At 40.0% G+C, this 22,203-nt stretch carries 19 protein-coding genes and 1 tRNA gene; 19 read left to right on the forward strand and 1 reads right to left on the reverse strand.

The window, feature by feature from the left end:
- The 11 genes from ACT3SX_RS07655 to ACT3SX_RS07705 all read left to right on the forward strand — a co-directional run.
- Positions 1 to 2,113, forward strand: a 2,113-nt coding sequence (locus tag ACT3SX_RS07655; RefSeq protein WP_444519094.1) for a hemagglutinin repeat-containing protein, incomplete at its 5' end; no start/stop codon positions are given.
- A gap of 2 nt (positions 2,114 to 2,115) precedes the next feature.
- Positions 2,116 to 2,574, forward strand: a complete 459-nt coding sequence (locus ACT3SX_RS07660) for a hypothetical protein (RefSeq protein WP_192519880.1) — start codon at positions 2,116 to 2,118, stop codon at positions 2,572 to 2,574.
- A 76-nt stretch (positions 2,575 to 2,650) separates the two neighbouring features.
- A complete protein-coding gene (locus tag ACT3SX_RS07665) occupies positions 2,651 to 5,536 on the forward strand; it encodes a polymorphic toxin-type HINT domain-containing protein (protein ID WP_318779538.1) in 2,886 nt (961 codons plus the stop codon).
- Positions 5,537 to 5,538: 2 nt separating this feature from the next.
- Positions 5,539 to 5,919, forward strand: a complete 381-nt coding sequence (locus tag ACT3SX_RS07670) for an Imm41 family immunity protein (protein WP_192519882.1) — start codon at positions 5,539 to 5,541, stop codon at positions 5,917 to 5,919.
- 667 nt (positions 5,920 to 6,586) lie between these two features.
- The gene (locus ACT3SX_RS07675; RefSeq protein WP_192519883.1) at positions 6,587 to 9,460 is read left to right on the forward strand and encodes a hemagglutinin repeat-containing protein; all 2,874 of its coding nucleotides are present in this window, start codon (positions 6,587 to 6,589) and stop codon (positions 9,458 to 9,460) included.
- Positions 9,460 to 9,948 (forward strand): hypothetical protein, encoded by a 489-nt coding sequence (locus ACT3SX_RS07680; RefSeq protein ID WP_192519884.1) that lies wholly within the window; start codon positions 9,460 to 9,462, stop codon positions 9,946 to 9,948. Before ACT3SX_RS07675 ends, ACT3SX_RS07680 begins: the two co-directional genes overlap by 1 nt.
- 242 nt (positions 9,949 to 10,190) lie before the next feature.
- Positions 10,191 to 11,723, forward strand: a complete 1,533-nt coding sequence (locus ACT3SX_RS07685; RefSeq protein ID WP_192992507.1) for a hypothetical protein — start codon at positions 10,191 to 10,193, stop codon at positions 11,721 to 11,723.
- Between the two features lie 2 nt (positions 11,724 to 11,725).
- Positions 11,726 to 12,211, forward strand: coding sequence for a hypothetical protein (locus ACT3SX_RS07690; protein WP_192992506.1), 486 nt, complete (start codon positions 11,726 to 11,728; stop codon positions 12,209 to 12,211).
- Positions 12,212 to 12,378: 167 nt separating this feature from the next.
- Positions 12,379 to 14,424 carry a VENN motif pre-toxin domain-containing protein gene (locus ACT3SX_RS07695; RefSeq protein ID WP_442060937.1) on the forward strand — a complete coding sequence of 682 codons (2,046 nt, stop codon included), beginning with the start codon at positions 12,379 to 12,381 and terminating at the stop codon, positions 14,422 to 14,424.
- A complete protein-coding gene (locus tag ACT3SX_RS07700) occupies positions 14,421 to 14,747 on the forward strand; it encodes a hypothetical protein (RefSeq protein ID WP_192992442.1) in 327 nt (108 codons plus the stop codon). The genes ACT3SX_RS07695 and ACT3SX_RS07700 overlap by 4 nt, the downstream gene beginning before the upstream one ends.
- 277 nt (positions 14,748 to 15,024) lie before the next feature.
- Positions 15,025 to 15,672: a hypothetical protein gene (locus ACT3SX_RS07705; RefSeq protein WP_192992441.1), complete on the forward strand. Its 648-nt coding sequence runs from the start codon at positions 15,025 to 15,027 to the stop codon at positions 15,670 to 15,672.
- A 119-nt stretch (positions 15,673 to 15,791) separates the two neighbouring features.
- On the opposite strand, the gene ACT3SX_RS07710 is transcribed toward ACT3SX_RS07705, so the two are convergent.
- A tRNA-Arg gene (locus ACT3SX_RS07710) sits at positions 15,792 to 15,868 on the reverse strand.
- Positions 15,869 to 16,225: 357 nt separating this feature from the next.
- On the opposite strand from ACT3SX_RS07710, the gene ACT3SX_RS07715 reads away from it, so the two are divergent.
- From ACT3SX_RS07715 to ACT3SX_RS07750, 8 genes are all read left to right on the forward strand, one after another.
- The gene (locus ACT3SX_RS07715) at positions 16,226 to 16,858 is read left to right on the forward strand and encodes a c-type cytochrome (protein ID WP_192520300.1); all 633 of its coding nucleotides are present in this window, start codon (positions 16,226 to 16,228) and stop codon (positions 16,856 to 16,858) included.
- A 231-nt stretch (positions 16,859 to 17,089) separates the two neighbouring features.
- Positions 17,090 to 18,052, forward strand: coding sequence for an ABC transporter ATP-binding protein (locus ACT3SX_RS07720; protein WP_192520301.1), 963 nt, complete (start codon positions 17,090 to 17,092; stop codon positions 18,050 to 18,052).
- Positions 18,053 to 18,081: 29 nt separating this feature from the next.
- Positions 18,082 to 18,855 carry an ABC transporter permease gene (locus tag ACT3SX_RS07725; protein ID WP_192520308.1) on the forward strand — a complete coding sequence of 258 codons (774 nt, stop codon included), beginning with the start codon at positions 18,082 to 18,084 and terminating at the stop codon, positions 18,853 to 18,855.
- Between the two features lie 105 nt (positions 18,856 to 18,960).
- Positions 18,961 to 19,107, forward strand: coding sequence for a hypothetical protein (locus ACT3SX_RS07730; RefSeq protein WP_192520302.1), 147 nt, complete (start codon positions 18,961 to 18,963; stop codon positions 19,105 to 19,107).
- The gene (locus ACT3SX_RS07735) at positions 19,094 to 20,647 is read left to right on the forward strand and encodes a hypothetical protein (protein ID WP_442062906.1); all 1,554 of its coding nucleotides are present in this window, start codon (positions 19,094 to 19,096) and stop codon (positions 20,645 to 20,647) included. Before ACT3SX_RS07730 ends, ACT3SX_RS07735 begins: the two co-directional genes overlap by 14 nt.
- 17 nt (positions 20,648 to 20,664) lie before the next feature.
- A complete protein-coding gene (locus ACT3SX_RS07740; RefSeq protein ID WP_192520304.1) occupies positions 20,665 to 21,360 on the forward strand; it encodes a hypothetical protein in 696 nt (231 codons plus the stop codon).
- Between the two features lie 97 nt (positions 21,361 to 21,457).
- Positions 21,458 to 21,763 carry a hypothetical protein gene (locus tag ACT3SX_RS07745; protein WP_192992440.1) on the forward strand — a complete coding sequence of 102 codons (306 nt, stop codon included), beginning with the start codon at positions 21,458 to 21,460 and terminating at the stop codon, positions 21,761 to 21,763.
- Positions 21,764 to 21,857: 94 nt separating this feature from the next.
- A partial coding sequence (locus ACT3SX_RS07750) for a transposase (protein ID WP_444526321.1) occupies positions 21,858 to 22,203 on the forward strand: 346 nt, incomplete at its 3' end.

Raw genomic sequence — 22,203 nt, forward strand, 5'->3', positions numbered from 1 at the left:
TGACAGCACCACCTATGCCAACAGTCAAATCAATGTTGGTGACACCACCACCTTTGATATCGGTAATGACGTCAACATTAAAGGCGGGGTCATTAACACAGATCGTGCCCGAGGCGCTATCGGTGGCGACATGACCATCGAATCGCTACAGGATACGGCCACTTATGATAGCAAACAAAAAAACATGGGCTTTAGCGCTGACCTTGACATAGCAGGCGGTGGCGCAGGCTCTAGCCTCTCGGTTAATGGAGGCAAGACTGACTTAAATGCAGACTATCAAGCAGTCGGTGAACAGTCAGGCATCTTCACAGGTGATGGTGGTCTTGACCTCACTGCTAAAGGTAAAACGACGCTCATAGGCGGAGCGATTACCACCACCGAAGCCGCTCGTGACGCAGGACGTAATAACTATGAGAGTCTTGGCGGTATAGAGACGAAAGACATCAAGAACACCACCAGCTATGACGGTGATGCCATCCAAGTCGGTGTTAGTTTGGGTATGACTGAGAACAAGCCACAGGCCAATAGTAATGGTATAGGCTATGGCACAGATAGTGACAGTGATAGCAGTGTCACGCGCGCTGGTATTACGGGTATTGCAGGCAGTCAAGATATCACGACAGACAACCGCGCCGAGTATGCAGGCATCCTTGAGAATAACTTTGATGCCAATCAAGTGAATGAAGAGCTTGGGGCGCAGGTAGAGATCACCCAAGCCTTTGATCAAGAGCGTCGTAAGGTTAAGACGGAGATTAATAAGAAAGAGCAGAAGTTAAGGGATGCCGCTGAGGAGCAAGATAAGTTAGGCAATACAGCTGCTAGAGATACACTTATCGAACAAGCAGATAAAATACAAAACCAAGGATTATTGTTTGATGCCATCTCTGGTGCTATCTATGGCCCGAATAGTAATGGCGCTACAGGTTATGTTGCTAAAGTTACAAGTCCCTTTGTCGCTAGCCAGATTGGGACTTATTTTAAAGCAAATGAAGTCGTTAATAGTATAGATGGTGGCAATCGATCAGAACAAGGTAGTGCAGCTCATATTTTAGCTCAAGGTATATTAGGTGCTGCTGTTAGTTATGCAACAGGTAACGATGCATTGACTGGAGGCGTTTCAGCGAGTGCTGGAGAAGCTACAGCACCTATTATATCTGACTTCTTATTTGACACTAAAAATCCTGATGAATTAACTGCCGAGCAAAAAGATACCCTTAGTAGTATTACTAGCGCTTTAGGTCTAGGTATTGGTGCTACTACTGGCAGTGCGAGTAACGCAGCCAATGCAGCTGAAACAAGTAAGGTTGCGGTTGAAGACAACCATATGGGTGGTGATAGAAATAAGACTAATAAACAGTTGGCTGAAGATACTCGGAAGATGAATGAAAGAATGGAAGAGTTATTAGATGCTTTGCCTAGTTATCTAAAAAATTCAAAATTAATGAAAAATAAAGATGGAGATCTGATTTGGTGTTTACCGACTAGCAATCATTCTTGCGCCTCTAGTAGTGAGTTGAGGCTTGCGACTAATAGTGAAATAGAATCCGCTGCTAAGTCAGCTGTAACTGGAATTGCCATATCATCTGTAGGTGGTGCAGCAGGTGGTTACGCTGTAAAGTATGCTGGTAAAGCTGTTGGCACATATAAAACATGGAAAGCAGCTAGAGCAGCATCTGAACAGTTAGCAAAAAAATGGGCTGATAAAATTGATAAGGTTACTGTGCCACATAAAAGGCATTATTTGACACAAGTGAAGCACCAGTCGCCTAAAGATGTGAACACAATAGTCAACAACAATGTGGTTGATGTAGCTAAAGATATAAAAGATATTAAGAATGGTTTAGGAACGCCAGTTAGCGATTTAAAAATTGAAGTCAATGGTAGAACATATACAAGACATGGAGATGGAGGCAATCAGTTGATTCCAGTCAGCTCTAATAATGCTAATGAGATTTTTACGTTGAGCAGAGGAGAGTATCACAACTTAAAACAAATTATGAGAGACAAAGGAAACATAGATAAAACTCGATCTAATATGTCTAGAAGCGATGCTTTTAACCCTAATGACTTTAAAGAAGCTGTAAGAATTTACAATCTAACTAACTTGAGATAAATATGAAATATTTAAATATTGATTTTGAAAAAGAAGTCAACTTTGAGAAGCTTATTAAATTATTTTTAGATAAGTTTAATGATTTGAAAGTTGCTATAGTAATTAATTCTGAATTATTTTCAAACCTCGAAGGAGATGATGAAAAAGCTAGTATTTTTTGGAATATTTCGGATATTGATATATACAAAGATATAAAGATTCGCTCAAGCATTGATTTTTCTAAAAATGTAGATCTGTCAAGAGCTGAATTTTTACTATGGCTTCATATGATTTCTATCAATTTAGATTCAAAAATATATGTTCAAATTGACATTCCTGATAATCCTATTGGCTATTTTATAGCATGGAAAATAGATAGTAAAATTAAAAGTATAGTTTTCGACGCCGAAGAATTTTCTGAAGATTCTGAATTCGCTTACTGTGAACCTGTAATTGATATGACTAAATACTTAGATATTTAGAATTATAAGATAGCCGTTCATTGATATTTTTAGACACTTGAAAAAATAAACTCAGGCTAATCAAAGGCTACGATTCATAAAGAATCGTAGCCTTTTCTATGCCAACAGCCAAATCAACGTTGGTGGCACCACAATCCTTGACATTGGTAACGACTTAAGTATCAAAGGCGGCGTGATTAACACGAATAGAGCACAGGGCACTATCGGTGGTAACACCACTATCGAATCGCTACAAGACACCGCTACTTATGACAGCGACCAAAAGAACATGGGCTTTAGTGCTGACCTTGATCTTGCCAAAGGTACAGGCTCTAGCCTATCGGTCAATGGTGGCAAGACTAATGTCAATGCTGACTACAAAGCCGTTGGCGAGCAGTCAGGACTCTTTACCGGAGATGGTGGTCTTGATCTTACCGCTGATGGTAAAACCACGCTCATAGGCGGGGCGATCACTACCACCGAAGCCGCTCGTGACGCAGGACGTAATAACTATGAGAGTCTTGGTGGCATCACGACGCAAGACATCAAGAATACCACCAGCTATGACGGTGATGCCATCCAAGTGGGTGTGAGCATCGGTCAAACGGATAATAAACCGCAAGCCAGTATGAACGGCTTAGGTTATGGCAGCGATAGTGACAGTGATAGCAGTGTCACTCGCGCTGGTATTACGGGTATTGCAGGTAATGAAGATATCACCACGGACAACCGCGCAGAGTATGCAGGCATCCTTGAGAATAGCTTTGATGCTGGTCGGGTGAATGAGGAGCTGGGCGCGCAGACGCAGATTACCCAAGCCTTTGACCAAGAACGTCGTAAAGTCAAGAATGAGATTAATGCCAAGGAGAAGAAGTTAAGGGATGAGGCAGAAGAACAAGGACAGCTAGGTAATACAACTGCTCGCGATAAACTTATCGAACAAGCAGACAAAGTACAAAACCAAGGCTTATTGTTTGATGCTATCTCTGGCGCTATCTATGGACCAAATTCAAACGGCGCGACAGGCTATGTCGCTAAAGTAGCTAGTCCTTTTGTATCTAATCAAATTGGACAATACTATAAAGAACAAAGTGAGACCCAAGGAGATAGTCTTACTGGCAGCCAGCAAGCGGGACATATATTAGCTCATAGCATTCTTGGTGCTGCTGTAAGCTATGCGACTGGTAATAATGCAGTGACGGGCGGTATTTCGGCAGGAGCAGGTGAGGCTACGGCTCCCGTTTTATCGAAGTTTCTCTATGGTAGTAGTGATCCTGCCAACCTAACTGCTGAGCAAAAAGATACCATCAGTGCTATTACTAGTGCAGTCGGTCTGACTATCGGTGCAACTACAGGTAATGCAAATGATGCAGCTAATGCTGCTGAGACAAGTAAGGTTGCGGTTGAGAACAATCAAATGCTTGTACCACAAGCTTATGACAAACTTACTGCTAAAGAGAAGCAGCTTTATAATAAATTGGAAAAGCGTAGAGCGCCTGAACTAACTGCATTCTTAAAGAATTACGAATCTTGTAACAGTAGTAGTTGCCGAGAAAGCGTTGAAGCTCTCTACCAAAAAGCCAGTAAACAATTTGGTGAAATAGTACTAAAAATGGTTAAAGAGGGTGACCTGAGTTTAGCTGAAGTCCAAATGCTTAACGATAACTTAGCGAATAAGTTTGCAAAAGCAGTAGATGGTGAAAAAGGTGCAATAGCAAGTCTGGAAACAAACCATTGGAGCCCATTAGGTGTTCTTGGTTATTCACAAAATCTAGATCAAGCGCTCGCACTAGCTAGACATAACTACTTAGTGAGTGAAAAAGGACTGACAGGAAAAGCATTAGCTAATGCGCTGAGTAAAGATGAAATTACCCAGCTTCTCGCTTTAGATATTCCGGTAGTGGGTGGGTTCGGTGTTGGACAAAAAGCTAATAAAACATCTAAACAGCCTACCAACAAATCTAATAATACTTGTTCATTTCGAGGAGATATGTTGGTTAAGACGATTGCGGGCTATAGACCTATTTCTGAAGTTCAGATTGGTAATATGGTGCTGTCTAAGAATGAAATAACTGGAAAATTAAGCTATCAAAGCGTATCGGATCATTATAATAATGCTTACAATGCTACCGTATATATTAATATTAAGGACAGCAATGGTAATACGCAAACTATCGTATCCAACAAGATTCACCCTTTCTTTACCCAAGTCAATACAAGTGCTCAACGACCAGAATCATCAGAAGGACATAATTATCGAGGCAATATTGATAATGCACAATGGATAGACGCTAGTAATCTAAAAGCAGGTTATCAGCTATTATCAGAAGATGGTCAGTGGCAAGTCGTTCAAAGTGTAAGACAAACGGATGAGCCATTATCTGCGTATAATTTAACTGTAGATAACGATCATACATACTTTGTCACAGGTAATGATAGTACGTATGGGGTTTGGGTACATAATGACTGTTGGAGTTCTCTACCAGATAGTGCCACGTACAATGGTAAAACGACATCCGATGGAAGAAAACTAGTTACATTTGTAGATGCTAATGGCAAAAGAGTTACAGCTTACAAAGGTACTGACGGACGCTGGTATAACCCCAAAGTTTATCCTCCTACTTCTCCACCACCGAAAAACGTAACTGCTAAACCACCACCAAAAGATCCAAATAGTACAAATCCCAATCGTGATGGCGCTAGAGCTGCAAAAGGACAGATATACTATCAAACTGATGCAGAGGCATTCGAAGCAGCTAAAAAATTGGGTTATACAAAAAAGCAGACAGGAGGTAGGAATAGACCAGCTGTTTTTATAAACCCAAAAACAGGAAAAGTTATATCGCGTGATATTGGTAGTGGCGATGGGAATGGTGCACATAATGGAGGAGTCTGGAAACAAGCTGATTCAATAGAAAAGGTGGGTAGCAAAAATACTAGAAATGGTACTTTTGATGCAAATATGAAAAAAATAGGAGATTAAAAATGGTTATTAAGACATATGCAGAGTGCAATCATATATTTTGGGATGAAGATTCTTTCAACTATTCTTTAGAAGAAAATGGCGTTTGGTGTTTCGATAAGTATTGGAAGTTAGAATATTTTTTGATTAAATTATGTCGAAGCTTAGAAGGAGATGGTTTTTTACATAGAGAATTAGCAGCAAACCTTCACTATTTGAGCTCTAACATAAACAACTTGATTGAAAGCCACAAAGACTCCTCGGATTTTTATAGCATCAAGGATTTTGATGAGGAGAAGGTTGATTATTGTCGTGATAGATTTAACCACATTATGAGAATACTATGGGGGAAAATACCTTTTAATACTAATGATTATATAGTTAACGGAAACCCTCTTTTGTAATACCCTGTATCTTAGATACTATCTATATTTTTTATGTTATACCATTTTCGTTTTGTATTTATGATTATGCCAATAAGGAATTAGTACTATGTCTTTAGAAAATTACAAACACTACTTTTGGGGAGAGCAATCTTTCTATTTTTCTTTAGAAGAAGATAATATATGGAGTTATCAAAAAACATATACTTCTTAGGACTAAGGATCAACCTCCTAATTGAGTTTCACAGAAACCCAAATAATACTTGCGATTTAGATAGATATAATGAAGAAGAAGTTGAGTACTGTTTGGATAGATTTAATCATATTATGCGAATCTTATGGCAAGCTGGCAGTTACAATTATGAAGAATCTTTGCCATTTTTTGAAGAAAACCCATTGTTTAAGTCTAACGATGATTGATTTTATCATATTAAGTTAAGCTTACAGTGCATATCATTATATATACTATATTTTTAACTATGAGACTGAGCTCTTCCATACCGAAAGCAACGTCGTCGTACGCGCCCAAGACATTGATATCGATAACGTCATAGAAACCAGTAGTCAACAAAATGAACAGCGCTTTAAACAAAGCGGTCTGACCGTCTCCGTCTCTAACAGTCTGGTTGACAATGCCAAAGCCATCGACAGCCTTATAGATGCGGGTGGTAATACCCAAAGCACTCGCATGAAAGGCATGGCTGGCATCGCCGCCACGCTAAAGACAAAAGCACTCGCTAAGCAAGGATCGGATGCCCTAACGGCGTTACAAGGTGGTAATCTAAAAGGTGTGGGCAACACCCGCATCCAAGCCACTTGGGGTACTTCAAAGACTCAATCAAACAGCTCAAGCGTCACCGAGGTCAATCAAGGCTCAAATATCGACACCAATAACCTTGCCCTGATCGCCACAGGGGCAGGTGCTGATAGTAATATCAATATCAATGGCAGTAATCTAACCGTCAGCAATGACGCGCTGTTCCAAGCGGACAATGACTTAAACGTCAATGGTGTAGCGCAAAACAGTAATACCCGTAGTAATAACCAAAGCTCAAGTACCGCCATTGGGGGTTATGCCAGCTTTGGTCAAAACACTAGTGCAGGTATCACTGCCAGTGCCAGTCGTGGCAAAGGCTATGCCAACAGTGACAGCACCACCTATGCCAACAGTCAAATCAATGTCGGTGGCAACACTACCCTTGATATTGGTAATGATCTAAACATCAAAGGTGGTGTACTGAATACAGATAAGATTCAAGGCGTTATCGGCGGCGACATGACCATCGAATCGCTACAAGACACCGCTACTTATGACAGCGACCAAAAGAACATGGGCTTTAGTGCAGATCTTGATCTTGCCAAAGGTACAGGTTCTAGCCTATCGGTCAATGGTGGCAAAACCAATCTTAACTCTGACTACAAAGCAGTTGGGGAGCAATCTGGTATTTTCGCCAACGAAGCCGACCTTATCACCCAAGGCAAAGGCACCTTCAAAGGTGGCGTGTTTGTCACCTCAAAAGAAGCCCAAGCCAACAGCAACATCGTCTTTAAACAAGGCGTGACCGCAACCGACCTTAAAAACACCGCCAGCTATGACGGCGATGCCATCCAAGCAGGTATCAGTATTGGTAGCACCAATAACAAACCACAAGCCAGTATGAACGGTATTGGTTATGGCACAGACAGCGATAGTGACAGCAGTATTACCAAAGGTGGTGTCAGTGGTCACAATGATCCACAAGGCATATTCACCACTGAGAACCGTGAAGCCCTAGCGGGTAAGCTTGAGAATAACTTTGATGCTGGTCAAGTCAATGAGGAGTTAGGAGCGCAGACGCAGATTACACAAGCCTTTGACCAAGAACGTCGTAAAGTCAAGACTGAGATTAACACCAAAGAGAAGAAGTTAAGGGATGAGGCAGAAGAACAAGGACAGCTAGGTAATACAACTGCTCGCGATAAACTTATCGAACAAGCAGATAAAGTACAAAACCAAGGATTATTGTTTGATGCCATCTCTGGAGCGATCTATGGACCAAATAGTAATGGCGCGACAGACTATGTCGCTAAAGTAGCTAGTCCTTTTGTATCTAATCAAATTGGACAATACTATAAAGAACAAAGTGAGACCCAAGGAGATAGTCTTACTGGCAGCCAGCAAGCGGGACATATATTAGCTCATGGTATTCTTGGTGCTGCAGTAAGTTATGTGACTGGTAATGATGCAGTGACTGGCGGTGTTTCGGCAGGGGCAGGTGAGGCTACAGCCCCAGTTTTATCGAAGTTTCTCTATGGTAGCAGTGACCCTACTAAACTAACTGCGGAACAAAAAGATACGATTAGCGCCATTACTAGTGCTTTGGGTGCTGGTATTGGAGCAACGACGGGTAATGCCAGTGATGCTGCTAACGCAGCAGAAACGAGTAAAGTTGCGGTTGAAGATAATTACTATTATGCAGATCTTAAAAATATAAGTAAGAAAACAAAACAAGAAGTAGAGAAGATATACAACATTCAGAAAAGCTCTTTTGAAGGTAAATGTAGATCTGCAGGTGGTGACTGCAATGATGTTATCGATAAAATGCTAAACTTCGTTGAAAATCCGTATGTTAAGAAAAATTATGTGAATCTAAGAGGTCAAACGTTAGCCAAGCTTAAAAGCAATCCTGAACTAATAATCACCTATCTTGATAGTGAAAATTTTAAATTAAACAAAGCAGATCAAAGTGTTTTAAATACTCAGCTTAAGCCAATACTACAAGCTACTGGTGGCGGCTTTGGAGTTGTAGGTTCAATTGGTGGTACTGTATACGCTTGTGCACAGACAGCAGGACTTGGTTGCTATGCCGCTGCTATTGCGGGATCAGCAGGTGCAACCAGCTCTTTTGATCATATTAAGACTGGGTTTAATAACTACGGTAAACCGCTTAGTCAACAAAGCTCAGGTGATTTGATTAAAAATTTAAAAGGTTTGGGATTTACGGACAAAGGTGCTAGAAACATACAATTAGCAGCCGATATACTTGGTACAGGAGGATTAGGATATAGTGTAGCTGCTAACAAGGCAGTCAATACTACAAGCAAGTATGCTACATCAAGTACGAATGTGGCTAAAAAGACAGTATCAGAGGTACGTTATAACAATCCTCAAGTATATCGAGAACAACTTGCAAAAGAAGCTAATATTCCTAAGCATATTGATTTTAAAAATGATGTAAAGACTCTAGCTAAATTAGATTCTCAGGAACTAAGGACTTACTTTGAAATTAATGGTTATAATACATCCAAGCCTGCATCAAGGGCATCAGGTAATGCAGAAGTCTATAATATAAGTAACCATGAAACAGTTCAGGCTGTTCAATATAGTCCAGTTAATCCAAAATCTACACATAGAGGTGAGTATCGAAAAATAACATATAAAGATGGACGTATGTTTAAGTTTATCGATACTTCAAATCATTACCTTCCCGATAATAAATTATCGAAAAACACAACTTACTTTAATCGAGAAGGTCAAAGGATAATTTATAATTTTGACAAAAAAACATGGAGTATACAGTAGTGGGTGCACATGAAGTAGATTTTAGCGCTGATATAATACCAGGCGAAAGTATTGCCGGTTTTACTATTTTAAATCAGGACTATGATGATGTAAGAAGATCATTAGAAACACTTGACAAAAATTATTATTTTCAAGATAACGGTGATTATTTAGAAGTTTTTAGTAAAATCGACCAAGAATATGGAAATACTGACATTATTATGAATTTTTTTTTCAACTCTGAAAAGAAACTCGATTGCATCAATGTATTTAAAACAAATAATGATAATCAGTATGAAGGTAGAATACTTGGAAAATATGGTCTTGGAGATAAAGTTATCGATCTTGCCGAATTCGGTGAACTTGAAAGAACTTCAACGGGTGAGAGTTTCTTATTAATAAACAATGATAATAAATATGGACTCAGTGTATCGAACGGTTTAGATGTATCTTTAGAAGAAGATCCGGAGCAAAATATTGCTGTGATTAGTGTACATTGTTTTTCTTAACTAGTATGTGATTTGAATAGAGGTTACAAGACCTAGTAAGAGATTTATTATCTAATCAAAGCTACAATACAAAAAATGTGTTGTAGCTTTTTTTGTATCTCAAACTAAGACACCGCAACTTATGACAGCGACCAAAAGAACATGGGCTTTTTAGCGCTGATATTGATATAGCAGGCGGTGGTGTAGGCTCCAGTCTATCGGTCAATGGCGGCAAAACCAATGTCAATGCTGACTATCAAGCCGTGGGTGAGCAGTCAGGCATCTTCACAGGGGATGGTGGTCTTGACCTTACCACCGAAGGCACAACCAATCTGATAGGCGGCGCGATTACCACGACTGACAAAGCGCTACAAGAAGGATTAAACAACTATGTCAGTAAAGGTGGCATTACGACTCAAGACATAGAAAACACCACCAGCTATGAGGGCGATGCCATTTCTGCAGGTGTTAGCATTGGTAATACCACCGGCAAACCACAAGCCACCATGAACGGCATTGGCTACGGCACAGATAGTGACAGTGATAGCAGTATTACCAGAGCAGGTATTACGGGTGTCGCTGGAAACAGGAATATCACGACTGATAACCGTGCAGAGTATGCAGGCATCCTTGAGAATGTGTTTGATGCCAATCAAGTGAATGAAGAGCTTGGGGCGCAGACGCAGATTACGCAGGAGTTTGGCAAAGAAGCACCTAAAGCGGTTGGGGACTTTGCTGTTAATCGACAAATAGAACTTATCGAACAAGGTAGAGTAGATGAAGCCGATAAATGGGCAGAAGGTGGTACTTATCGTGTTGCGCTGCATACGCTAGTTGGTGCTATTGCCACAGGAAGTGTAGACGGTGCATTAGCCAGTGGTACGACCGCAGTCTCTATATCAGCAGTAGGTCGTTATTTAGATGAGCATGGGGTTGACGAAGCGACTAAAAAAGCATTGCTTTTAGGACTGTCAGCAGGTATCGCTGCTACAGCTGGTGGAGATACTGCCAGTACGGCTAATAGTATTAATCAGACTCAGAATAATTATTTGAATCATATACAATTAGAGAATTGGCTCAAAGGTCTAAAAGGTTGTAACGGTAATCAAAAATGTATAACACGTGTCAACAATGTTTATCAAAAGCTTGATAAAGTACAGCAAGCTAGCTTCATCAATGATTGTGAGACAAACTACAACTATCAAAGATGTGGTAAACATATTAAAAATTACTACGCAGGTAGCGAGAAATATAAAGGTGACACACTTTTTGACCCTAAACTATATTCTCAAATAGAGAATTTAGGTGGGCTTGGCACGGGAAGCTTACGTACAGGGGTAACGTTTAATAATGACCAGTTTGTAAGTCGATACTCAAGATGGCAAAGTGATGCGGCGTATAGAGAAGATGGTATACTTGGGGTAATAGCTCAAGGCGCAGTAGGTGTAGGTGCTTCGCGTGTTGCTAAAGGTGTTACCAGTAAATCGTCTAATAGCGCTTCAAGTTCATCCATGTTAGGAGCAAATGGTACTCAGACTAGTAGTAAAACTGTTTGGAAAGAAAAAGGTTCAAAAGCAAGAATAGATGTGGAAAATCCAGCTCCTGGAGAGCGACCTGGCCAAGTACATTATCAAGATGCGAACAACGCTAAGTACTATTATAATCCAGCGGACGGAAAACTCTACACTGGTAAAATTTCTGATGGTCTAGTAGCACCAAAGTCTATACAAAAATTACTAAAAAACGATAATTTTAGAAATGGTATTAATAAAGGCTTAAAATACTTAGGAGAATAATCATGATCTATACTAACTCACTGATGTCAAGTTATCTAACATCTAACAAGAATATGATATTTGAAAGCGATTTAGACAAAAGACTGGAAGATGTACTTAAGCAAGGTTTCTTAGCTGTTGATGATTGTATTTTTTTAGCGGAAATCTTTCCTACTAACTATAATAAGGGTTCCCTCAATAAGAAAGAAATTGAAACAGACTTTCTTGATTTTTCTGGCTTTGAGGCTTCAACTAATAAGTTCCATATCGAAGATTTTACGGATAAAGACCCTTTCGTTCAATCAATAATTTTTTTAAATAAATTTAAGGAAAAATGGTATGGTGATTTTCCTTTAGAAAGTCTGACTGTTTTAGTAAGCTTTCAAGACGATGATATTGGCAAGTTTTCTACATTCACATTTCATAAAAATAGAAAAAATGAGGTAGTCTATGATCCTAAAAAGATTGAGCTAAATAGTGAGCCTGTATATTTAGAAGTTATATCTTAATTCTGTACAATATGCTTAAGAAATCTGGTAACTAAAAAAATAACTTTATATAAGATAGTAGTTTTTAAAATGTATGACTAACCTAAAAGTTACGATACTTAATATATCGTAGCTTTTTTTATATCTCAAACTAATACACCGCTACCTATGACAGCGACCAAAAGAACATGGGTTTTAGTGCAGATCTTGATCTTGCCAAAGGTGCAGGCTCCAGTCTCTCGGTCAATGGCGGTAAGACCAATGTCAATGCTGACTATCAAGCCGTGGGTGAGCAGTCAGGCGTCTTCACAGGGGATGGTGGTATTGATCTTACCACCGAAGGCACAACCAATCTGATAGGCGGCGCGATTACCACCACGGACAAAGCCCTACAAAATGGATTAAACAACTATGTCAGTAAAGGTGGCATTACGACTCAAGACATAGAAAACACCACCAGCTATGAGGGCGATGCCATTTCTGCAGGTGTTAGCATTGGTAATACCACTGGTAAACCACAAGCCACCATGAACGGCATTGGCTACGGCACAGATAGTGACAGTGATAGCAGTGTGACTCGTGCAGGTATTACGGGTGTTGCTGGAAACAGTGATATCACGACGGATAACCGTGCTGAGTATGCGGGCACTCTTGAGAATGTATTTGATGCTAGTCAGGTCAATGAGGAGCTTGGGGCGCAGACGCAGATTACCCAAGCCTTTGACCAAGAACGTCGTAAAGTCAAGAATGAGATTAATGCCAAGGAGAAGAAGTTAAGGGATGAGGCAGAAGAACAAGGACAGCTAGGTAATACCACAGCTCGCGATAAACTTATCGAACAAGCAGACAAAGTACAAAACCAAGGATTATTGTTTGATGCTATCTCTGGCGCTATCTATGGACCAAATTCAAACGGCGCGACAGGCTATGTCGCTAAAGTAGCTAGTCCTTTTGTATCTAATCAAATTGGACAATACTATAAAGAACAAAGTGAGACCCAAGGAGATAGTCTTACTGGCAGCCAGCAAGCGGGACATATATTAGCTCATAGCATTCTTGGTGCTGCTGTAAGCTATGCGACTGGTAATAATGCAGTGACGGGCGGTATTTCGGCAGGAGCAGGTGAGGCTACGGCTCCCGTTTTATCGAAGTTTCTCTATGGTAGTAGTGATCCTGCCAACCTAACTGCTGAGCAAAAAGATACCATTAGTGCTATTACTAGTGCAGTCGGTCTGACTATCGGTGCAACTACGGGTAATGCAAATGATGCGGCTAATGCAGCTGAGACCAGTAAGGTTGCGGTTGAGAACAATCAAATGCTTGTACCACAGGCTTATGACAAACTTACTGCTAAAGAGAAGCAGCTTTACAATAAACTAGAAAAGCGTAAAGCGCCTGAACTAACTGCATTCTTAAAGAGTTACGAATCTTGTAACAGTAGTAGTTGCCGAGCAAACGTTGAAGCTCTCTACCAAAAAGCTAGTAAACTATTTGGTGAAATAGTACTAAAAATGGTCAAAGAGGGTGATCTTAGTTTAGCTGAAGTCCAAATGCTTAACGATAACTTAGCGAATAAGTTTGCAAAAGCAGCTGATAATGAAAAAGGTACTATAGCGAGTTTGGAAACAAATCACTGGAGTCCAGTAGGTGTTCTTGGTTATACACAAAATTTGGATCAAGCACTTACATTAGCTAGACATAACTACTTAGTGAATGAAAAAGGACTGACAGGAAAGGCATTAGCTAATGCTTTGAGTAAAGATGAAGTTACTCAGCTACTTTCTTTAGGCCTACCTATATATACTGGTACTGGTAGTGGTCCAACCAAAGTTAATTCTAATAAGACTACAAATGATAGAGCAAATAACTCGGCTAGGACTATGGAAAGAATCAAAGCGGCAGAAAGAATTAGCACTGCTAGTCCTAATAAAACACCACCTCAAGTTACAGCGCCAAGAAATGTTGAGGAACAAATTTTGTGGAATCAGGTTGTTAATAATCCTAAAGCAGGTAGACGGTTACAAAATATGAATAATGATACTAGGTTTCCGATAGATGCAGGATTTCAGAAGATGGAAGCAAATATAAAAAGAGCAGACGGAAGAAATACTACCATCCATTATCAATACAATACTAGAACTAATAAGGCATATGACATTAAGATAACTACAGATAAAAATAATAGTTACAGTTATCCGGCAGAAAAACCATCTAAAAGAGAGAAAATAAAATGATCAGAGCAAAACTTAGATCGACTAACCAATTTGTGTATATTTACCAAACTTATCTGCAAACTAATTATGATAATGAGGTGGTTTGGCACTATTTATGTAGTGAAAATATAGGCTATGGCTTGAAAGTATACTATTCCGAGGAAATTGATGATATTGAAGTGCTTAAATACTTTCATGATGAAAATATAGATTTATCCGAAGAATATATGCACCCTATTCTAAAAAAAATTGTAGATAGCGATTGGGAGTTATACAGTGATATTGTAGAGGGTGACCAAGAATCTTGGTTAATCTTTGAACAACAATTAGGGCATAGGCCATAACTGAAAAATAATGGGTTAAATTGTTGGTAGCACGTAGGCTAGGTTTTTAGCCCAGTAATCTATAGTTGATTATGACTCCCGAAATTCGAGTCAGAGCAACGTCGTTATCCGCGCTGAAGACGTTAATATTGACAACGTCACCGACGTCTACACCAATCAAAGCGAGCAAAGCTTTAAGCAAAGCGGACTCACCGTCTCCGTCTCTAACAGCTTAATTGACAATGCCAAAGCGATTGATAGTCTCGTTGACGCTGGTAGTAATACTGACAGCGCGCGTATGAAAGGCATGGCGGCGGTTGCTAGCGACCAAAAGAACATGGGCTTTAGTGCTGACCTTGATCTTGCCAAAGGTACAGGCTCTAGCCTATCGGTCAATGGTGGCAAGACCAATCTTAACTCTGATTACAAAGCCGTTGGAGAGCAGTCTGGTATTTTCTCCAACGAAGCCGACATTGTCGCTGAAGGCAAAGGCACCTTCAAAGGTGGCGTGTTTGTCACCTCAAAAGAAGCTCAAGCCAATGGCAAGAGCAACATCGTCTTTAAACAAGGTGTTAGCTCACAAGATATTAAAAATACCACGAGTTATGAAGGTGAGGCATTATCAATTGGTCTAAGCATTGGTAATACCACCGGTAAACCACAAGCCACCATGAACGGCATTGGCTACGGCACAGATAGTGACAGTGATAGCAGCATCACCAAAAGTGGTGTCAGTGGCTACAATGATCCACAAGGCATACTCACCACTAACAACCGTGAAGCACTTGGCGGTAAGCTTGAAAGTGTGTTTGATGCTCAAAGGGTTAATGAAGAGCTTGGGGCGGTTCACCGAGTACTTGGTCACCGATTTTCAAGAGGTAGAGTACATGCATGCACCCTTATCGTGATTATATCATTAGAGAGTGGACAGCCTCTTAAGAGTTGATGAATATATAACTACTAACCCTTATAAATAAATACTTCAAAGAAATTTTCAGACATAAAAAAGCCTCAAACAATATAATGCTTGAGGTGATATTTGAACAAAACTTAAGCTATAAATAGTGGTGCGCTCGGCGGGAATCGAACCCACGACCCTCGGCTTCGGAGACCGATACTCTATCCAACTGAGCTACGAGCGCATAATAAACAGTCTGCTATATTGATCAACACAGTACCTTAAAAGGTGTCAAAGGTCTTATGAAGTATCGAAAAATAAAGACCGCTTAGTCTAACAAATAAATAGCATAAAGCCAATAAATCAAGGCTGAGATTAATGTTTTTTCAGAAAAAACAAGATAGTCATTAAACAGGCATGGCAATTTACCTGTCTTTTCCCTTATAATGCTAGGGAGAATTCATATTTATAATCACCGATTACAAGTGTGCCAGCATGCTAGCACTCTGTTTGCTATTGATGACTAGTTATCATCAAAGGAGGACAAACAGTTTGTCTGAGCCGTGCAAGCCTTTGTACATGTAATAAGAGAACGTGACGAATGAGAAAAGTAGTTATGTTATCGGCAGCTGCCATTCTAGGAATTGCTAGTATCGCGGTGAGCCAAGCCGAAAGTGTTGTAGAAACGCCAGCAGCTGCCTCTGATGCAGCAGCAACGCAAGAAGTTGTAGAAAGCGCACCAACTGAGTCAGATACTGACACCGAAGCTGCTGCTGATACAACAGAGGGCGATGCTGCCACTGAAGAAACTGCCGCTGCAGCACCTGTTGCTGAAGAAGAGCCAATTCCACAAGATACGCCGCAAGTGCAAAAGCTTATTGCATTATATCCTAACTTGATTGCTCGTATTCAGCCTGTGGCTACCGTATGCTTTGAAGACGATGAAGTCTGTGATGTAACTGCACGTGCTGCTGGTCCAGCAGCTGGTGATGGACCTCGTGATGGTAAGGCTGTATATAATGCCGTATGTCATACTTGTCATGCAGCTGGTTTGCTCGGCTCTCCTGTTTTCGCTGATGCTGGCGCTTGGGGACCTCGTATAGCAAAAGGTACAGATACCTTATATACCCATGCTATCAACGGTTTTAATGCAATGCCTGCAAAAGGTGGCGCAGACATCCCTGACGAAGAAGTCCAAAATGCTGTAGATTATATGGTTGAAGCAGCAAGCTAATCTTTAATAAGTGCTTAGCTAAGCTTTTACGATTTATATCTAGAAAGCGCCTATCTCACTCAATGAGATAGGCGCTTTTTTAATCATCAATATTATCAATATGAGACTTAAGGCGTATTGTGGTTGAAATTCTCAAACAGCAACCTCATTTTATGACATTACAATATATCTTATATACAGTTATCATCTCAAAATATTTTTACATACTTTATAACAAACAAAGAGGTCTTCATGTCTGAGGTACCAGCACTTACGATAAAGAATTTATCCAAGACTTATGACAATGGTTTTTCAGCACTAAAAGGGGTGGATTTAACCGTACCGCAAGGTGGATTTTTTGCGTTACTTGGTCCAAATGGTGCAGGCAAGTCAACGATGATTGGTATTATTAGTTCGTTATTTAAGCCTACGACAGGCAGTGTGCATATTTTTGGTACTGATTTACTAGAGAACCCATCTGTTGCTAAGCAATATCTTGGAATCGTACCGCAAGAGTTTAATTTTAATATGTTCGAAAAAGTCGAAGATATTTTGATTACCCAAGCAGGTTACTTTGGTATCTCTGCTAAAGAAGCACGTCCTAGAGCGAAAAGACTGCTAACAGCACTTGGTCTGTGGGATAAACGCGATAGTAAATCACGTGAGCTATCAGGTGGTATGAAGCGCCGTCTGATGATCGCACGCGCACTGATTCATAAGCCAAAATTATTGATTTTGGATGAGCCGACTGCTGGTGTCGATATCGAGCTACGCCGCTCTATGTGGGAATTTATGCAGCAAATTAATATCGAAGAAAAAACCACGATTATTCTGACTACTCATTATCTAGAAGAAGCGGAGCAGCTATGTAAGCGTATTGCTATTTTGGATCATGGTGAGATTCGTATTAATACAGAAATGAAAGATTTGCTCGCGCAGCTATCCGTTGAGACGTTTGTCTTTGATTTAGAAACACCGCTTACCAATCAAGTGGTTTTGGAAGGAGTGACAGGAGTTTCACAGCCTGATGAGCAGACACTAGAAGTGACGTTAACGGAAGGTGAGTTTTTGAATAGTGTCTTTGAACAGCTGTCAGAGCAAGGTATTACAGTAGGAAGTATGCGCAACAAAGCCAATCGACTAGAAGAGCTGTTTATGCGCTTGGTGGATAAAAATATTCAAAGTGCAGATAGCATGAAGGAGGCGGGGTTATGAGTCAAGAAATAATAGATCCTAATAAAACCATGTCATTGAGCAAAAAGTGGATTGCTTTTCGCACTATTCTGTTAAAAGAAGTTCGCCGTATTTTGCGAATTTGGCCACAGACGTTGCTGCCACCAGTCATCACGATGAGTCTTTACTTCATTATCTTTGGTAAGATGATTGGCTCGCGTGTGGGTGAGATGGGCGGCGTGCCATATATGCAGTTTATCGTACCTGGTCTGATTATGATGTCGATCATTACCAACAGTTACTCTAACGTTGTTTCGAGCTTCTTTAGTGCCAAATTCACGGCCAGTATCGAAGAGCTATTGGTATCGCCAGTATCCAAACATGCGATTTTGATGGGCTATATCAGTGGCGGTATCTTCCGCGGGCTGGCTATTGGCGTTATTGTCTCGATAGTAGCGCTGTTTTTTACCGATTTAGGTATTGAGCATTTATTTGTGACCGTATTTACAGTACTAGGCACGTCTATCTTATTTTCACTTGGCGGCTTTATCAATGCCGTGTTTGCTCGCTCATTTGATGATATTTCTATCGTTCCAAGCTTTGTGTTGACGCCGCTTACTTATCTTGGTGGCGTGTTTTATTCGATGGAAAATCTATCACCATTTTGGCAAAATATCTCGTTATTGAACCCTATCGTTTATATGGTCAACTCATTCCGTTACGGTATCCTTGGCTACTCTGATGTCAATGTTTGGTATTCGATGGCGGCTATTTTTGTATTCTGTGCGATATTTTATACCATCGCCTATCGCTTGCTCAGTAATGGCTCACGTGTGCGTTTATAAATTAAAAGATGACGGAGGTTTATAAGTCGTCATTTGTCATAAGTAGCTTGTAATTCATAGACTGATAACCTTATTATAAGAGCCCAATATTGTTGGGCTTTTTTTATGTATAAAATCTTTGTAAGCAGTATGAGTAAGGCTGCTACCGCAGGTCTGTTAATGGCAGTATTCAATCACGCTGATAAGTTAAAGATGGTCTATAATATGCAAATTTATCTACAGATTGAAGGTATCAATTATGGCAGTTTCTAGTCATTTGCCAACATCCACAAGTACAACTGGAACGGGTCAATGTACGGCTATAATTACTATATCTAGAATGCAACCGTTTACCGTACATTTTAGACGGCCTGATATCAAGCCGTTATCAGCTAATGAGATAAAAGGCTCTATAGATTATTATGATGGCAGTTATGGTTTTGATTGGCTAAGAGATGAGTATATCTACGATATTGAGGAAGTATATGAATTAGGTAAAGATTCTTCAACAAATAACACTACACTTATGAGATTATATAAAGGTAAAGTTGAAGATTTAATTAATGAATATAGTAGGTTTAGTTCTTCAGACAAAAAAATCGCTGAAATTGAAAGTATCGAAACAGTACTAAAAGAAACTTACGTACCAGCTTGGTTATCTATTTTTCCAACCAGTTATAGCTCAGATGAAAATAGTACTGGCGTAGATCTATACTTACAAGTGGAGCAAGAACAACTGTTAGGAGTAGCTATCTGCCCATTGCAGAGTCCTGAAAGTATTGCTATCTCGTTTGATGCGGGCAATGATAGTGGTATCAGCATCACAGCACCAGGTATTAGCACTTTGGCTGATTTGCTGGGAGGGAGTGAGACTGAGTTAAAGCGACATTTTGACGGTCCAGAACTGCAAAATAAAGTGATTAGACGCTATAGAGATAACAGTAAAAAAATAAATATTACCGCCACGACTGGTAGTGATAAGGTGAGAGTCATTAAGATCATCGCTACTACTAAAAAAATAACCAAAACGGTTGGTTTGTTGTGTGTGTACCCGAATGATACGATCAAGCAAGCTGATATTAAGGCAGTTCCTTACATCATCTTCAAGAACGGAAAAGAGTCTCCCATGCCTAATCCTATTGACATACAACAGTATGTTAATCGGTATTTTTTAAACCAATCGTTAGTTCAAGGCACGGTGAGTAGAGAGCCAAGTTTGGATATCACCAACAGTGAGCAGTTTACCAGACCTATGTTGGATAATTTAAATAAGAATATGAAGACTTATATTCAGGTTAACCCTGCGACAAATACTTATTATATAGATAGCCGACATGCTAAATCCTTTAGCGATACAATGGTAGCACTCTATGAGGATGCCCGTAAGCTGAAGCTTAATGATGATGGTGATAACCAAAAAACATATGTCTTTTTTACAGACTTTCCTGTATATAAGCCACTATCAGGAAATTTCAGTTATGCAGTCTACGGGGCGGCAGAAAATACAGAGCAGACACTTTGTTCTAGTTGTTCTGCCAAAAAAACCGTCTGGGGAAACACAGTCGTTATGTTTGCATCTGGTAATACTAGGTTAGGAAAGATCTCTCATGAATTGGGCCATAGTTTTAGCTTACCTCATACTTTTGACAACGGTCAGTCGACACCTCATGCTTTTTATCAAGGCTACACAGATAACGTGATGGATTATCCAAATAAAATCAATACGGAAATAAAAAATCCATACGAAGACAGTTTACTCTCTTTATTTAAATGGCAATGGAACCTCATTCGTCAGGATAGAAGTATCAAATAACAGGCAGCTTTATTATTATGATTCAATCAAAATTGTTGTTAAACAGTCTTATCGTTTTAGCTGTTGGCTTTGTCACACTGTCAGCGCACGCCTATGAAGCATTTCAAAGTGCTTGTTTCCCTGATGGTTATATACCAGATCCTAACGATGAGCTGCCTTATGCGCCACCAGAACCCTTAACAGGCATTGAGAGAGAAAAGCCTATCGTATTGATGACTAGGAAGGAGTTTAACGAGAGAATACGGTTATCACCACTGTGGGAGTCTTTGTATGATAAAGAGTTAGAGTATGGTAGCTATGGTTCTTCTTATAGTTTTAAAACGTTAGGAGAGCTGATGGGTGCTAATAGTTATATTCGTGTCACGAGTCATTTAGATGGACATTACTGGAAAGAGAGTCAGAGGCTTACTCAGTTATCTTATGGCAATCATGATCTTAAACAAAGAAATCAGTATCACCACCAGCTCCTAGAGCAAGAAAGGATTGAGATGATCGAAACTCTCAAATTAGCAATAGATAATATAGATGATAAAACCGCTAGCGAGATCATTGATAAGCTGTATGAGCAGTATATGGACAAAGTGAATAATAAGGCATATCTATCGGATGCAGAGACTATCCATACTTATATCGAGTATGATGGCAAAAATATATCTTTTTGGGGTAAGGTTAACTGCAAATACGATATGTTTACTGGCATGACTATTGATTAAAGTATCCTAGCTATAAATTAAAATACGAAGGTATTTGGTGGTTTGGGACAGGATAAGCATTGACTGTATCCTTATTTTAAAATGGCTATGGAACATCATGATTCAATCAAAATTGTTGTTAAACAGTCTTATCGTGTTAGCTGTTGGCTTTGTCACACTTTCAGCGCACGCCTATGAAGCATTTCAAAGTGCCTGTTTCCCTGATGGTTATACACCAGACCCTAACGATGAGCCACTTTATGCACCACCAGCACCCTTGACAGGCATTGAGAGAGAAAATCCTATCGTATTGATGACTAGGAAGGAGTTTAACGAGAGAATACGGTCATCGCCATTGTGGGAGTCTTTGTATGATAAAAAATTAAGGAATGGTAGCTATGGTTCTTTTTATAACTTAGATTAACACATGAAGTGCAATTTCAAAGAGCAGGTGAAAAAAAGACCTAGATGCGCTAGCATCAAAGTCTTTATCCACCGACCAAAGTGAGATTGCAACCATGAGCTATACACATCTAAGCCTAGGGGAACGATACCAGATTTATGCCCTTATAGGGGCAGAACATAATATTAAATTTATAGCTGACACATTAGGTAGAAGCCCTAGCACCATATCGAGAGAAATCAGACGCAATAAAAGCCTACGAGGTTACCGAGCAAAGCATGCTAATAACAAGGCTTGTGACAGACGGGCTAACAACGCCACAACTATTGTGGCTGATATCTGGGCATGGGTGACAGACAAGCTTAAAGAGAACTGGAGTCCTGAGCAAATATCTGGCGTTCATGCTGGTATCAGTCATATGAGCATTTATCGCTATATTTGGCGTGATAAGAGGCAAGGCA

This window comes from Psychrobacter sp. AOP31-B2-9, assembly GCF_052378005.1.
Classification (GTDB): Bacteria; Pseudomonadota; Gammaproteobacteria; order Pseudomonadales; family Moraxellaceae; genus Psychrobacter.

Coding starts and splice junctions, on each gene's coding strand:
- ACT3SX_RS07660 (WP_192519880.1), top strand. CDS start 2,116: ATGAAATATTTAAATATTGATTTTGAAAAAGAAGTCAACTTTGAGAAG.
- ACT3SX_RS07670 (WP_192519882.1), top strand. CDS start 5,539: ATGGTTATTAAGACATATGCAGAGTGCAATCATATATTTTGGGATGAA.
- ACT3SX_RS07675 (WP_192519883.1), top strand. CDS start 6,587: ATGAAAGGCATGGCTGGCATCGCCGCCACGCTAAAGACAAAAGCACTC.
- ACT3SX_RS07690 (WP_192992506.1), top strand. CDS start 11,726: ATGATCTATACTAACTCACTGATGTCAAGTTATCTAACATCTAACAAG.
- ACT3SX_RS07695 (WP_442060937.1), top strand. CDS start 12,379: ATGGGTTTTAGTGCAGATCTTGATCTTGCCAAAGGTGCAGGCTCCAGT.
- ACT3SX_RS07700 (WP_192992442.1), top strand. CDS start 14,421: ATGATCAGAGCAAAACTTAGATCGACTAACCAATTTGTGTATATTTAC.
- ACT3SX_RS07705 (WP_192992441.1), top strand. CDS start 15,025: ATGAAAGGCATGGCGGCGGTTGCTAGCGACCAAAAGAACATGGGCTTT.
- ACT3SX_RS07715 (WP_192520300.1), top strand. CDS start 16,226: ATGAGAAAAGTAGTTATGTTATCGGCAGCTGCCATTCTAGGAATTGCT.
- ACT3SX_RS07720 (WP_192520301.1), top strand. CDS start 17,090: ATGTCTGAGGTACCAGCACTTACGATAAAGAATTTATCCAAGACTTAT.
- ACT3SX_RS07725 (WP_192520308.1), top strand. CDS start 18,082: ATGTCATTGAGCAAAAAGTGGATTGCTTTTCGCACTATTCTGTTAAAA.
- ACT3SX_RS07730 (WP_192520302.1), top strand. CDS start 18,961: ATGTATAAAATCTTTGTAAGCAGTATGAGTAAGGCTGCTACCGCAGGT.
- ACT3SX_RS07735 (WP_442062906.1), top strand. CDS start 19,094: ATGGCAGTTTCTAGTCATTTGCCAACATCCACAAGTACAACTGGAACG.
- ACT3SX_RS07740 (WP_192520304.1), top strand. CDS start 20,665: ATGATTCAATCAAAATTGTTGTTAAACAGTCTTATCGTTTTAGCTGTT.
- ACT3SX_RS07745 (WP_192992440.1), top strand. CDS start 21,458: ATGATTCAATCAAAATTGTTGTTAAACAGTCTTATCGTGTTAGCTGTT.